This window comes from Streptomyces malaysiense (assembly GCF_000980885.2).
Taxonomy (GTDB): domain Bacteria; phylum Actinomycetota; class Actinomycetes; order Streptomycetales; family Streptomycetaceae; genus Streptomyces; species Streptomyces malaysiense.
Window position 1 is genome coordinate 12,839 of the sequence record NZ_LBDA02000029.1, and the last position, 14,061, is coordinate 26,899.

Sequence of the window (14,061 nt, forward strand, 5' to 3'; positions counted from 1 at the left end):
GGTGAGCGCCGAGCCGAAGGGGCCGGGCACGGGGCGGTGAGCACCGCACGGAACCGCGGGCCGGAGGCGCGGACGCAAGGGCAACGGCCGGGGCCGCCACCCCCCACAGGAGAGGCCCCGACCGTCGCTCTGAGGGCCGCTGGGCGACCCGTACTCTCTACAGCGCCGTGGGTGCGTTTTCTGTCACACCTCGGGCGCGCTGCGTCCTCACCCGGTGCTCACCCTGCGCATACCCGCACTCGGTCACGAGTTAGTTGCATCTTCTACGGACATGGACGGGGCAAGGTTTCACGCCGTAACGTGCCATTCGCGCCGACCAGGAGACAGGCGCAAAGGGAGTGCGGTGCTGGGGGACGACGCGGAGCTGACCACCGCGGTGTGTGCGGCACAGGAAGGTGACGAGAGCGCGTTCCGTGCGGTGTACCGCGCGGTGCACCCACGGCTGCTCGGGTACGTGCGCACACTCGTCGGCGATCCGGACGCCGAGGACGTGGCCTCCGAGGCCTGGTTGCAGATCGCCCGCGACCTCGACCGGTTCAGCGGTGACGCCGACCGGTTCCGCGGCTGGGCCGCCCGGATCGCCCGCAACCGTGCCCTGGACCACATCCGGATGCGCGGCCGCCGCCCCGCGATAGGCGGCGACGAGACCGAGCTGACCGGCCGCGCCGCCGAGTCCGACACCGCGGGCGAGGCCATCGAGGCGCTCACCACCGGCGGCACCCTCTCCCTCATCGCCCGGCTCCCGCAGGACCAGGCCGAGGCGGTCGTCCTGCGTGTGGTCGTCGGCCTGGACGCCAAGACCGCCGCCGAGACCCTCGGCAAACGCGCCGGTGCCGTCCGCACCGCCGCGCACCGCGGCCTGAAACGGCTCGCCGAACTGCTCGGCGACGACCCGGAGACGGCGAACGTCCTCGACGCGCTGCCACCCCAGCGGGACCCCGAGCAGACCCCACGGCCGCGATCGAGGCGAGCGGCCCGGCAGGACCCCGAGCGAGAACCGCGTGGACGCGCGGTGACGTCCGCCACTGTGACGCATACGCGCGCGCGGACGCAGAAGGACATGTGATGGCCGACGAGCAGGACAAGTGGCTCAACCCGGGGACGGCGGAACGCCTGTTGGACGGGGAGCCCCTGGAAGCCGTCGACCCCTCCACCCGTGACCAGGCCGAACGCCTCGCCCGGGTGCTCGACGCCCTGTCCGTGCAGGCGGCCCCGGCCACCTGCGAACTCCCCGGTGAGCAGGCCGCCCTGGCCGCGTTCCGCAAGGCCCGGGAGGCGGCCGCCGACGAGCGGACCGCCGCGCTCGCCGCGGCGGCGCCCGGCCACCGGACCGGCACCGGCGCGCACGGACACGGCGCGGGTGTCCGCGGCCATGACGCCGGGCTCGTCCGCATCGGCGCCCCCGCCCGGCGGCCCGCGGCCCCGGGCCGCCGCCCCGGCTGGGGCCGTCCGGTCCGGCTCGCCCTGGCGGCCGTCCTGGCCGCCGGCACCCTCGGCGGGGTCGCCATGGCCGCCGGCGGGGTGCTGCCCACGCCGTTCGAAGTGGAGAAGCCGGGGCCCGCCGCCACCGCCACCACGGACAGCTCCGCCCGCCCGTCCGCCTCGGCCACCCCGCGGGCGACCGGCGACCTCGACACTCCCGGGGGCGGCGCGGACGCGGGGCCGAGCGCCGGCGCCGGCCGCGCCGGCGCGACCGACGGCCGTACGGGCACGAGCGCCCGCCCCGGCACCTCCGCCTCCCCGGGCGGCCGCTGGAACGGGGCGATCAACGCCTGCCGCGACCTGCGCTCCGGCACCGGACTCGGCGCGGACCGCCGACGCGCCCTGGAGAACCTCGCGGGCGGCTCCGCGCGGCTCACGCAGTACTGCAAGCTCATGCTGGCCGCGGGCGACCATGCCATCGGCAGCACCACCCAGGGCAAGAGCCGCGACTACGGCGGCCAGGGCTCGGACCAGGGCCAGGGCGGGGGCTCCGGCCAGGGCGGTGACGGCCGGGGCGGTGACGGAAAGGGCGACGACGAGAGCCACCCCGGCACGGGCCACGGCACGGGCCGCGGCACCGGGAAGAGCCGGGGCGGCGACGGGAGCGGCGGCGGCGACATGTTCGGCAAGGTGCGCGTCCGGCGCCGCGGCCCCGCCGCACCGGCACCCGCGCCGACGCACGCCCCCAGGCACACCCCGCCGCACGCCCCGCGCGGCGGCGGCAGGTCCCGGTCAGCCGCCACCCCTCGGCCGGCTCCCGCTGCTCCCACCCCCGCCCGCTGACCGATCTTGATCGTTTGCACCCGTCTGACCTGGCGTTTTCATGTGTCTCGAAAGTTTCTCCGCGCAGGGTGTGACACTTTTGGATCCCTCGACGCAGTACTGAGTGAGCCGACTGGTCATCGGCCGTGGCACTGAGCCGGGGTTCCCCCCGTACCTGCGGCTCGTGCACCTGGCGCGGGCGGGACACGTTCCCCCGGTCCCGCCCGCGCCCCAAGCCCGGCCACTCGGCCGCCCCCGGCCTCACCGGTACACGACGACCTTGTCGCCCACCCGCACCTCGGCGAACATCCGGGCGATCACCGCCTCGTCCCGTACGTTCACGCACCCGTGCGACCCCCCGGCGTAGCCGCGCGCGGCGAAGTCGTACGAGTAGTGCACCGCCTCGCCGCCGCTGAAGAACATCGCGTACGGCATCGGAGAGTCGTACAGGGTCGACACATGGTGGCGGGACTTCCAGTACACGTGGAAGGTGCCCTCGCGGGTCGGGCTGTGCCGCGTGCCGAAGCGCACCGCCGTCTCGGACACGGTCCGTCCGTCGACCATCCAGCGCAGTGTCCGGCTGGTCTTGCTGACGCACAGCGCCCGCCCGGTCAGACAGCGCGGATCGGGCGGGGCGGCGGGCTGGCCGCCCATCAGATACAGCTCCCACCTGCCCGGCGGACGGGTCATCGCCACCAGCCGCCGCCAGGTCACGGCGTCCGTGACGCCGGTGACCGGCAGTCCGCGCCTGCCCTGGAAGCCGCGTACGGCCCGCTCGGTGAGATCGTCGTACGAACCCGTGGGTCCGTCGAACAGCCAGTCCAGCTGCCGCAGCCGCGCCTGGAGTTCCCGTACGCCCGGTCCGCTGTCGCCGGGCTGCCACGGCGCCCCCGACCCCGCCGCGGAGACCGGGCCCCCGCCCGGCGGCCGGCCGTCGGCGCCCAGCGGCTGGACGGCGCATCCGCAGAGCGCGGCGAGGGCGGCGAGAACTCCGAGCGCGGCGAGGGTCCTGCCCCTGGTCCTCATCCCCGGATGCTTCCCCACGTGACCCCCGTCGAACTACGGGGCATGGTGAGGAGGTACGGAACGTCCTGCGGAGGCATCCATGGCGCGTGAGACGGAGTCGGGCCTGCCGATCGAGCCGGTCTACGGGCCGGACGCGCTGACCGGCTGGGACCCGGCCGAGCGGCTCGGGGAGCCGGGGTCGTACCCCTTCACCCGCGGGGTCTACCCGAGCATGTACACCGGCCGTCCCTGGACGATGCGCCAGTACGCCGGATTCGGCACGGCGGCGGAGTCCAACGCCCGCTACCGGGAGCTGATCGCGCACGGCACCACCGGCCTGTCCGTCGCGTTCGACCTGCCCACCCAGATGGGCCACGACTCCGACGCGCCCCTCGCGCACGGCGAGGTCGGCAAGGTCGGGGTGGCGATCGACTCGATCGAGGACATGCGGGTGCTGTTCGACGGCATCCCGCTGGACCAGGTCTCCACGTCCATGACGATCAACGCCCCGGCCGCCCTCCTCCTGCTCCTGTACCAGCTGGTGGCGGAGGAGCAGGGTGTCCCGGCCGACCGGCTGACCGGCACGGTCCAGAACGACGTGCTCAAGGAGTACATCGCCCGCGGCACCTACATCTTCCCGCCCAGGCCCTCGCTGCGGCTGACGGCGGACGTCTTCCGCTACTGCACCGCCGAGATCCCCCGCTGGAACTCGATCTCGATCTCCGGCTACCACATGGCCGAGGCGGGCGCGTCGCCCGTGCAGGAGATCGCCTTCACCCTCGCCGACGGCATCGAGTACGTGCGCACGGCGGTCGCGGCCGGGATGGACGTGGACGACTTCGCGCCCCGCCTGTCCTTCTTCTTCGTGGCCCGTACGACGTTCCTGGAGGAGGTCGCCAAGTTCCGTGCCGCCCGCCGGATCTGGGCGCGGGTGATGCGGGAGGAGTTCGGCGCGCGGAACCCCAAGTCGCTGATGCTGCGCTTCCACACCCAGACCGCCGGGGTCCAGCTGACCGCGCAGCAGCCGCAGGTGAACCTGGTCCGGGTCGCCGTCCAGGCCCTCGGCGCGGTCCTCGGCGGCACCCAGTCCCTGCACACCAACTCCTTCGACGAGGCGATCGCGCTGCCCACCGCCACCTCCGCGCGGCTCGCCCTGCGCACCCAGCAGGTGCTGGCGTACGAGACGGACGTGACCGCGACCGTGGACCCCTTCGCCGGGTCCTACGCGGTGGAGCGGATGACCGACGACGTCGAGGCGGCGGCCGTCGCGCTGATGGACAGGGTCGAGGAGCTGGGCGGCGCGGAGGCGGCGATCGAACAGGGCTTCCAGAAGGCAGAGATCGAGCGCAACGCCTACCGCATCGCCCAGGAGACCGACTCCGGGGAGCGGGTGGTCGTCGGCGTCAACAGCTTCCGGCTGGACGAGGAGGAGCCGTACGAGCCGCTGCGCGTGGACCCGGCCATCGAGGCCCGCCAGTGCGCGCGCCTCGCCGCCCTGCGCGCCGGACGCGACCAGGGCGCGGTCGACGCCGCCCTGGCCGCGCTGAAGAAGGCGGCCGGGGGAGAGGACAACGTCCTCTACCCCATGAAGGAGGCGCTGCGGGCGCGGGCCACGGTCGGCGAGGTGTGCGGGGCGCTGCGGGAGGTGTGGGGGAGGTACGTGCCGGCCGACGCCTTCTGAGCGGGCGTCGGCGGAGCGGCCGTCCGCCTTGGCCGCGTCCCGTTGTCGTACCCCGTGCGACACTCCTTCCCATGTTCGGTGTCATCCATCTGCCCACGTACCTCGCGGGTGTGGCCCTGATCGTGCTGCTCCCCGGGCCCAACTCGCTCTACGTGCTGTCCGTCGCCGCCCGCCGCGGGGTGCGGGCCGGGTACACCGCGGCCGCCGGGGTGTTCTGCGGGGACACCGTGCTCATGACCCTGTCCGCGGCCGGGGTCGCCTCGCTGCTCCAGGCCGACGCGCTGCTGTTCGGGATCGTGAAGTACGCCGGGGCCGGCTATCTGACCTGGCTGGCGATCGGCATGATGCGCTCGGCCCGGCAGCTGTGGCGGACCCGGCGGGAGCAGGCGGCCGAGGAGACGGCCGCGGAGCCGGCCGGCGCCGCCGAGGAGCGCCCCTACCGGCGCGCCCTCGTCGTCAGTCTCTTCAACCCGAAGGCGATCCTGTTCTTCGTGGCCTTCTTCGTGCAGTTCGTGGACCCGGGCTACGCGTACCCGGCCCTCTCCTTCGTCGTCCTCGGGGCCTTCGCCCAGTTGGCCAGCGTGCTCTACCTGAGCGCCCTCATATTCGGCGGCACCCGGCTCGCCGCGGCCTTCCGCCGCCGCAAGCGCCTGTCCGCGACGGCCACCTCGGCGGCCGGTGCGCTCTTCCTCGGGTTCGCGGTGAAGCTGTCGCTGGCCTCGTAGCGGTGCGGGGCCGGGAGGGCGGGCGCGGCGCGGGGGTTCAGCCGCCGAGGACGCCGTCGAGGTAGGCCGCCAGGTCCTCCGCCGCCGTCCCGCCCGCCCAGCCGACGTAGCCGTCCGGGCGGATCAGGAAGACGCCGGGGCCGTAGGACTCGGGGGCGGACGGCAGGGTCCGCACGCCCGCCCGCGGCGGAGCGGTCGCGCCCAGCAGGGTCCAGTGCGGGCCCCGGAGGAGGTCGAAGAGACGTCCGCCGGAGACCTCGGCGTCCGGGGCGCGGTCGCCCGCGCGCACCGGTCCCGGGTCGGTCCGGGTCTCGGCGCTGAGCGACGACTCCCGGTAGCCGACGCCGAGCTGGACGGTGGCCGGGCCCCGCTGGACCTCGCCGCGGTGCACGCCGGTGGACAGCTCCAGCATGGCCGCGGCGTTCGCCCGGCGCTCCTCCTCGTACGTCTCCAGCAGGGACTCGGGGGCGCCCCGCAGGACCGCGTCCAGCTTCCAGCCGAGGTTGTAGGCGTCCTGGACGCTGGTGTTCAGGCCCTGTCCGCCGGCCGGCGAGTGCACGTGCGCGGCGTCGCCCGCGAGGAACACCCGGCCCACCCGGAACCGGTCCGCGAGCGCCGTCCGGGGCCGGAACTCCGAGGCCCAGCGCACCTCGGTCACGTCCTCGGCGGCCAGGTGGGTGTACCGGGCGACCAGCTCGCGCACCCCGTCGGCGGTCACGTCCGGCTCCGAGCCCTCCGGCAGCCGCGCGGCCAGCTGGAACTCCTGCGTGCCGGCCAGCGGGCACAGTCCGAGGACGCTGCCGTCCGCCGCCGGGAAGGCGTGCCAGTAGACCCGGTCCAGGTCCCGCACCCGCAGGTCCGCCACCACGAACGGCGCCGGGTCGACGGTCTCGCCGGTCATGCCGACGCCGAGCGCCCGCCGGATCCCGGAGCGTCCGCCGTCGGCCGCCACCACATAGCGCGCGCGGACCGTCGTGCCGTCGGCGAAGGCCACGTCCACGCCCTCCGTGTCCTGCGCCAGGTCCGTGACCTCGCGGCCGAAGGCGACCTTCCCGCCCAGTTCCGAGAGCCGGGCGCACAGGATCTCCTGGGTGCGCCACTGCGGGATCATCCGCGGCGCGGGGTAGGGCGTGCCCGCGTCCGGCTCGAACCGCTCGAACATCGACTCCTCGCCGACCCGCTCGCCGTCCCGCCACACCATCCGGTCCGGGTAGGGGCCGCTCGACGCGAGGACCGCGTCGATGACGCCCAGGTCGTCGAAGACCTCCTGGGTGCGGGGCTGGATCCCCTTGCCGCGCGAGCCCGGGAACAGGGCGTCGGCGCGCTCCACGAGCTGTGCATCGACCCCGCGCCGGGCGAGGTCGATGCCGAGGGCGAGTCCGGTGGGGCCCGCGCCCACGATCAGGACATCCGTCGTATCCATGGCTGTATCTCCTTAACGTCGTTAAGTGCTGCCGGACACGAGAGTGCACTTAACGCTGTTAAGGTGTCAAGTGTGAGTACGGAACGACGATCGCCCCTGGACCGAGCGCGGGTCGCCGACGCGGCGCTGCGGCTGCTGAACGAGGTCGGCCTGGACGGCCTGACCCTGCGCGCCATCGCGAAGGAGCTGGACGTCAAGGCGCCCGCCCTGTATTGGCACTTCAAGGACAAGCAGGCGCTGCTGGACGAGATGGCGACGCAGATGTACCGGCGGATGGTGGCCGGCACCGAACTCGACCCGGCCGACACCTGGCGGGAACGCCTGCTGAAGGTCAACCGCGGACTGCGCACCGCGCTGCTCGGCTACCGCGACGGCGCCAAGGTCTTCAGTGGCTCCCGCTTCACGGGCATCGACCACGCCCCCGCCCTGGAGGCGAACCTCGGCCTGCTGACGAGCGCCGGACTGACTCTCGCCCAGGCCGTCGACGCGGGCCGCACGGCCACCGCCTACACCATCGGCTTCGTCACCGAGGAACAGGGCATGCGCCCCCTCCCGGACGACGACCGCGCCCGCACCGACATCACCGACCGCGCCCGGCGCATGGCCGACTACCCCCTCGCGGCAGCGGCGGGCGAACTCCTCTTCCACGACTACGACCGCCAGTTCGAGGAAGGGCTGGCGGTCGTGATCGCGGGGATCGGGGCGCGGTACGGGCCGGTGCCCTAGGGATGGGAGAGGCTCCGCGGCTTCAGTGCCCGCCTGAGCCGCGGACCGACCGGCTTCTCCACGAAGCGGTGGACGAGCCAGGCCAGGGCCAGCATGATCAGGACGGTCGCCCCGAGGGTCGCTGCCGGGGGAAGCCCGAGGAACCGGTGCAGGACGCGGATCACGAACCAGCCCAGGTGTTCGTGGACCAGGTAGAAGGGGTACGTCAGCGCGCCGGCCGTGGTCAGCCATCGCCAGGAGGCCCAGCGGGTCCAGCCCAGCGCGACCGCGGCGACGGCGGCGAAGGAGAGGGTGACGATCAGGACGACCACGTAGGGGTCGCGGTGCAGTTCGGTGTGGCCGGCGCGGTGCCACAGGCCCCGCGTCGCCTCGCTCTGGCCGAGCAGCCAGGACACCGCGACGATGCCCCACAGCAGCAGGTCGCCGCCGAAGCGGTGGATCAGATAGAGCGCGAGACCGCCGATGAAGAAGGGCGCGTACTCGGGCATGAGCACCTGGTCGGTCAGCGCGTCGCCGGTCGTGCGGCAGAGCACCAGGGCCAGGGTCCACACCGAGCAGAAGAGCACCACACGGCGGTAGGTCACCCCCCGCACCACGACGAACAGCGCGAACAGCGCGTAGAACCGGACCTCGACCCACAGCGTCCAGCACACGCCGAGCACCCGGGTCGCCCCCATCGGCTGCTGGAGCATCGTCAGGTTGACCAGGAACTCGTCCAGCCGGACCGGCGCGATGACGGCCGGCAGGACGAGGGACGCCCCGGTGACCAGGACCAGCGCGACCCAGTAGGCGGGGTAGAGCCGGGAGACCCGGGAGCGGAAGAAGTCCCCCAGGGTGCGGCCCCAACTGCTCATGCAGATCACGAAGCCGCTGATCACGAAGAAGAGCTGTACGCCGAAGCAGCCGTAGACGGCCGCCCGGGACAGGGTCGGGAAGACCTCGGCCGGGTTCTGGTGCCAGGACTCGGAGATCGTGCCGCCGCGCCCGGTGTAGTGGTAGAGGCAGACCATCAGCGCGGCCACCAGCCGCAGCCCGTCGAGGGCGAGGAGACGGCCGCGGCGCTCGGTCCGGGCGGGCGTGGCGGCCGGCTCCGGGGCGGGTATGGGGCCGTCGTCGAGAGTGCGGGATGGAGTGGTCATGGTGGTCAGCGCCGCGCCGTCCTGCGCAGCCCGCGCGCCTTCTTGGCCACCCTGCGCACGGTCGCGTTGCGAGGGATGAACGCCAGCTGTGCGGGGATCCCGCCGGGCAGCGCCAGCGAGGTGAGCCTGCGGCGCTTGAAGTAACGGGACGTTTGCGGGCCGAAGTTCGCCGCGAGCCACGCCTCCGCCTCCGCGCGCAGCCCCGGCAGGATCTTCGGCTGCATCGCGAAGCCCACCGCCCGCACCAGCGCGCCCAGCCGCTCCACGTCCATGCCCGGACGCCGCGCGGCGACCGCGGCCCCGTCCGCCAGATCGGGCAGCAGGGCGTCCACCACGGTGACCGGGACCCGGTTGCTGTTCTCATAGGGCGCCAGCCGCTCGAGCAGCAGCTCCGTGCCCACCCGGGCGACCGGCAGCCCGTAGAGCGCGGAGGCCGTCAGCAGGGCGGTGGAGAAGCAGCCCACGACCAGCGCGGGACGCAGCCGCTGGTACAGCACCTCGGCGAGCACCGGTGTGTCCACGACGGTCAGCGCCACGCCGAGCCGCTCCGCCTCCTGCTCCAGCGAGCGGGTGAAGCGGGCCGGGGCGGTGGGGTGCGGCTTGAACACGGCCTCGGTGTGGCCCAGTTCGGCCACGCCCTTCAGCATCCGCACATGCAGCTCCTCCTCCTGCTCGGCGGTGAGGATGTCCAGCGCCGACAGGTACTGCCCGAGCAGCAGCGCGGGCTCCTCGGTCGCGGGCAACTCCTCCGCGACCGTGGCGAGTTCCGCGAGCACCTTGGTGAAGGCGGAGGCCGGAACCAGCTCACCGGGCACCCCGAACTCGGTCAGCAGCAGCGGTGCGAGGCCCGGCACCAGGTCCAGGTGGAGCACCCGCTCGACGCGCGTGCCGACCAGCGGGTCGATCTTGTTGCGCGTCGGGCCGTAGGACATCAGGCCGTCGGCGTAGACCGTGACCGGCGCGCCGTTGAAGATCTGCCCGAGCGCCAGCGCCGGGTTGACCTGGATCGACTCCACCGCCAACTCGACGTCCTCGGTGCCCAGTCGCCACTCGTGCCGCAGGAAGCGTTCCCACAGCGGCATGTCGTCGACGCGGGGGGCCCAGCCGCCGGGGTGGAACGGGAAGATCGTCTCGTTGTACGAGATCACGTCGTCGAACCGGTCGCGCAGCCGCTCGAACCCGGGCATCCCGTCCGGCCCCGGGGTGGTCTCGGGCGTCGCCGCGTTGTTGCAGACCAGCAGGATGCGCCGGTCGGCGGGATCGAAACAGCCGGAGTCCAGCGCGGCGGCGAGGGTGGCGACGCCGTACAGCGTCGACGCCTGGAAGATCTGGGTGGTCACGCGGCGGCCCCCGCGGCGGCCGGGCGGCGGCGCAGCCGGCGCAGCTTGGTGGCGCGCTGGAGGTCCATGGAGTCCAGCGCGTCGTCCAGCACGTCCTGCGGCATGCGGCGCAGCGCGGCGGCACTCAGGGATTTCAGTTTTTTCGCCACCGCGGGCTCGAACCTTTCGATGGATCCCAGATGATGGGAAATGATGGCGCAATATGTGCGGACCGCCTTCGGCAACAGCGCGTCCGCGTCCCGGTCCTTCGCGGTTTCCGCGATCACCTGGTCGAATGCCCGAATGAAATCGAGCTGACGCACATCGCCGATCTGGGTGAGCGAGGAGGCGACACCGCGCCGGTAGAACACGCCGAGCAGGTTCACCGCGGCGAAGGATTCCGCCTCCCGGTGCAGCTTCCAGATCCACGGCCGGTCCTCGGCCGTGCGCAGCCCGTCGGTGAAGTGCAGCAGGCCCTTGTCGACCAGCCTGCGGTGGTAGGCGCCCGCCCAGGCGAACGCGTAGTCCACCGAGGTGGAGCGGTCGGCGGGCAGGATCGCCTCCCGCGGGCTGAGCACCTGGTCGCGCCGGCCGACCGGCACGCGCTGCACCTGCCGGGCCCGCGCGGTGCACTGCACATGGTCGGTCCGGATGAAGTCGACGCCCAACTCCTCCATGGCCGCGACCAGTTGGGGGAAGTAGCCCGGGGCGAGCCAGTCGTCGCCGTCCAGGAACGTCAGGTACTCGCCGCGCGCCCGGTCGATGCCGGTGTTGCGCGCGGTCGCCAGACCCCCGTTCTGCTCGTGCCGGACGAGTACCGCTCCGGGCAGCTCGCGCTCCGCGCGCGCGAGAATCCCGGGTGTCCCGTCGCGGGAACAGTCGTCGACGAGAATGAATTCGAAGTCCTCACGCGCGTTCGCCTTCAGGCTCCTGAGCGTGTCGGGTGCGTATTGCTGCACGTTGTAGAACGGCACGATGACGGAGAGCTTGACCACGTCAGGGACGTTAGGGGGGATGCCCGTCATTCGTCTTGACGCCTTGCTTGATACTGGGTGAATGGCACGTGGCGAAGCTGTGAACCGGGCCTTTTCCAGCGCCCTCCACGAGCCGATTCGTCATTCGGCGATGTGCTGTTAACCGTTTGTTGCATTCGGGTTGGGCGGAACGGCGGAATGGCTTCCTAGCGTCTTGGACGTGCCAGCAAGTGCTACGAAGTCCCTGCGGGTCGCCGTCCTCGCGGACTCCGACACCCGATGGAAGTGGGGCGCGCTCACCGCGCGGCGACTCACTCCGGCGGATGCCGAGGTCCGGCTCGACGGCTACCTCCTGCGCGGACGAGCCACCCCGACCGCCCGCCAGCTCCAGGAGGTCGGCGTCCGCGCCGACTCCCTCAGCGAGGTCACCGGCGTCGAGTTCCTGCGCGGGATGAGCCGAGAGCCCTACGACGTACTGGTGTTGGCGCTGGTCGGCGGCGGGGTGCAGGCCATGCTGCACGGCCTGCGCAACGCGTGGGGCACCGGCCCGCGGCCCGTCGTCGTCACCGGCTACGTCGGCGTCGTCTACGAGAAGCTCGCCGACGGCCTGCTGCTGCGGCACGGCGCCGACCTGGTCCTCGCCAACTCCCGCCACGACGCGGACCGGTTCCGCGCCGTCTACGAGGGGGTCGGCGCGGACGCCACCGCGGTCACCGAGGTCGCGCTGCCCTTCCTCGGCGGGGCGCCGTACACCGGTGAACACGAGCCCCGCACCGTGGTGTTCGCGGCCCAGCCGTCCGTCCCGGACAACCGCCGCGACCGCACCTACCTGCTCGACCGCCTCATCCGGCACGCCCGCGCGCATCCCGAGCGGGAGGTGCTGCTCAAGCTGCGCTCCAGGCCCGGCGAGCACACCACCCACATCGAGGAGCTGCCCTACCAGAAGCTGATCCAGGGCAAGGACGTACCCGGCAACTTCCGGCTGGTGTACGGCCACATGGGAGAGGTCCTCGACCGCGCCGACCTGCTGGTCACGGTCAGTTCCACGGCCGCCCTGGAAGCCCTGCACCGCCGGGTCCCCACGGTCGTGCTGACCGACCTCGGGGTGCGCGAGGCGCTCGGCAACCACCACTTCACCGGCTCCGGCTGCCTCGCCTCCTGGGACCAGCTCGACGCCGGGCACCGCCCCACCCCCGACGAGGAGTGGGTGGCCCGGCAAGGAGTCGCCGCCGACGGCTCGTACGGCACCGCCTTCGACGCGGCCCGCGAGCGGATCGCCGGGATGCTCGACCGGGCCGGCGGCCTGCCGCCCCTGACCCCCTACTACACCCCCGAGACCGCGCCCGGCTATCTGCCCGGCATCCTCGCCCGCCACCACCTCGGCCCCGACGGCGCCCCGCTGCCCGGCGCGCCCACCGCCGACAGGGCGCCGGGACCCGTGCGCCAGATCGTGCGCCGGGCCGCGCGCGGCGCCTACCGGCACGGCGTCCAGCGGGTCGCCCCGGTGATCCGGCGGATGGGGGAGCTGTGATCCCTACCCAAGGAGTAGACCCCATGTCCGACCCGGAAGCGGGCCAGGGCGCCTCGGTGCGCCGGGTGCTCGCGGTGATCCCCGCCCGCGGCGGCTCCAAGGGCGTGCCCGCGAAGAACCTCGCCCCGGTCGGCGGCGTCCCGCTGGTGGCCCGTGCGGTGCGCGAGTGCCGCGCCGCCCGCCTGGTGACCGATGTCGTGGTCTCCACCGACGACCAGGCCATCGCCGCCGCCGCCCGCGAGGCCGGCGCCGAGGTGGTGCTCCGTCCGCCCGCCATCGCCGGGGACACCGCCACCTCCGAGGCCGCCGTGCTGCACGCCATGGACGCCCACGAGGCCCTGCACGGCGCCGCCGTCGACGTCGTCCTCCTCGTGCAGTGCACCAGCCCGTTCATCCTGCGCGAGGACGTCGACGGGGTGGCCGGGGCGGTGGCCGGGAACGGCGCGGACACCGCGGTGACGGTCGCCCCCTTCCACGGCTTCGTCTGGCGCGAGAGCGACGCCGGGGGCGAGGGCGGGAGCGACGCCGAGGGCGAGAACGGGGCCGGGGGCGGGGCCGGCGTCAACCACGACAAGGCGTACCGCCCCCGCCGCCAGGACCGCCCCCAGGACTTCCTGGAGACCGGCACGGCGTACGCCATGGACGCGGCGGGCTTCCGCAAGCACGGGCACCGCTTCTTCGGCCGCACCGAACTCGTGCGCACCGACCCCGCGCGGGTCCTGGAGATCGACGACCCGCACGACCTGGCCCGTGCCCGCGCCCTGGCCCCCCTCTTCGACGCGGACCTCCCCGGTTCGCTGCCGACCGCCGACGACATCGACGCGGTCGTGCTCGACTTCGACGGCACCCAGACCGACGACCGGGTGCTGATCGACTCCGAGGGACGGGAACTCGTCTCCGTGCACCGCGGGGACGGACTCGGCATCGCCGCGCTGCGCAGGAGCGGCCTGCGGATGCTGATCCTGTCCACGGAACAGAACCCTGTGGTCGCCGCCCGCGCCCGGAAGCTGAGGCTTCCCGTGCTGCACGGCATCGACCGCAAGGACCTCGCCCTCAAGCAGTGGTGCGAGGAGCAGGGCATCGCGCCGGAGCGCGTGCTCTACGTCGGCAACGACGTCAACGACCTCCCGTGCTTCGCCCTCGTGGGCTGGCCCGTGGCGGTCGCGAGCGCTCACGACGTCGTACGCGGCGCCGCACGCGCGGTCACCACGCTCCCCGGCGGTGACGGCGCGATCCGAGAGATCGCCAGCTGGATCCTCGGCCCCTCTCTCGATTCCCTCCCCAAGTAAGGAAC

General features: G+C 73.3%; 12 protein-coding genes. 7 read left to right on the forward strand and 5 right to left on the reverse strand.

Features of this window, described 5'->3' with window-relative positions; all coding sequences use genetic code 11:
* Positions 1–343 precede the first annotated feature (343 nt).
* Positions 344–1,066: an RNA polymerase sigma factor gene (locus tag VT52_RS12910; protein ID WP_046424701.1), complete on the forward strand. Its 723-nt coding sequence runs from the start codon at positions 344–346 to the stop codon at positions 1,064–1,066.
* On the forward strand, positions 1,066–2,265 hold the full coding sequence (locus VT52_RS12915; protein WP_053055606.1) for a hypothetical protein: 1,200 nt from the start codon (positions 1,066–1,068) through the stop codon (positions 2,263–2,265). Before VT52_RS12910 ends, VT52_RS12915 begins: the two co-directional genes overlap by 1 nt.
* Positions 2,266–2,505: 240 nt before the next feature.
* On the opposite strand, the gene VT52_RS12920 is transcribed toward VT52_RS12915, so the two are convergent.
* On the reverse strand, positions 2,506–3,270 hold the full coding sequence (locus VT52_RS12920) for a L,D-transpeptidase family protein (RefSeq protein WP_046424700.1): 765 nt from the start codon (positions 3,268–3,270) through the stop codon (positions 2,506–2,508).
* Positions 3,271–3,349: 79 nt separating this feature from the next.
* On the opposite strand from VT52_RS12920, the gene VT52_RS12925 reads away from it, so the two are divergent.
* The gene (locus tag VT52_RS12925) at positions 3,350–4,930 is read left to right on the forward strand and encodes an acyl-CoA mutase large subunit family protein (RefSeq protein ID WP_046424699.1); all 1,581 of its coding nucleotides are present in this window, start codon (positions 3,350–3,352) and stop codon (positions 4,928–4,930) included.
* Between the two features lie 71 nt (positions 4,931–5,001).
* Positions 5,002–5,655 (forward strand): leucine efflux protein LeuE, encoded by a 654-nt coding sequence (leuE, locus tag VT52_RS12930; RefSeq protein ID WP_046424696.1) that lies wholly within the window; start codon positions 5,002–5,004, stop codon positions 5,653–5,655.
* Between the two features lie 37 nt (positions 5,656–5,692).
* Here leuE and VT52_RS12935 read toward each other — a convergent pair whose 3' ends face one another.
* Positions 5,693–7,078, reverse strand: coding sequence for an FAD-dependent oxidoreductase (locus tag VT52_RS12935; RefSeq protein ID WP_046424694.1), 1,386 nt, complete (start codon positions 7,076–7,078; stop codon positions 5,693–5,695).
* A gap of 72 nt (positions 7,079–7,150) precedes the next feature.
* Between VT52_RS12935 and VT52_RS12940 the strand changes: the two genes are divergently transcribed.
* A complete protein-coding gene (locus VT52_RS12940; protein WP_046424691.1) occupies positions 7,151–7,804 on the forward strand; it encodes a TetR/AcrR family transcriptional regulator C-terminal domain-containing protein in 654 nt (217 codons plus the stop codon).
* Here the strand turns inward: VT52_RS12940 and VT52_RS12945 are convergent.
* Genes VT52_RS12945 through VT52_RS12955 form a run of 3 tightly spaced genes read right to left on the reverse strand, consistent with a single transcriptional unit; the run spans position 7,801 to position 11,257 of the window.
* Positions 7,801–8,943: an acyltransferase family protein gene (locus tag VT52_RS12945; protein ID WP_079175016.1), complete on the reverse strand. Its 1,143-nt coding sequence runs from the start codon at positions 8,941–8,943 to the stop codon at positions 7,801–7,803. The two genes, VT52_RS12940 and VT52_RS12945, sit on opposite strands and share 4 nt — an antisense overlap.
* 5 nt (positions 8,944–8,948) lie before the next feature.
* Positions 8,949–10,283: a polysialyltransferase family glycosyltransferase gene (locus VT52_RS12950; protein WP_046424688.1), complete on the reverse strand. Its 1,335-nt coding sequence runs from the start codon at positions 10,281–10,283 to the stop codon at positions 8,949–8,951.
* A complete protein-coding gene (locus VT52_RS12955; protein ID WP_046424686.1) occupies positions 10,280–11,257 on the reverse strand; it encodes a glycosyltransferase family 2 protein in 978 nt (325 codons plus the stop codon). Before VT52_RS12955 ends, VT52_RS12950 begins: the two co-directional genes overlap by 4 nt.
* Positions 11,258–11,456: 199 nt before the next feature.
* Here VT52_RS12955 and VT52_RS12960 point away from each other — a divergent pair, with 199 nt between their 5' ends.
* Positions 11,457–12,767, forward strand: coding sequence for a DUF6716 putative glycosyltransferase (locus VT52_RS12960; protein ID WP_046424703.1), 1,311 nt, complete (start codon positions 11,457–11,459; stop codon positions 12,765–12,767).
* A gap of 23 nt (positions 12,768–12,790) precedes the next feature.
* The gene (locus VT52_RS12965) at positions 12,791–14,056 is read left to right on the forward strand and encodes an N-acylneuraminate cytidylyltransferase (RefSeq protein ID WP_046424684.1); all 1,266 of its coding nucleotides are present in this window, start codon (positions 12,791–12,793) and stop codon (positions 14,054–14,056) included.
* Positions 14,057–14,061: the final 5 nt, after the last annotated feature.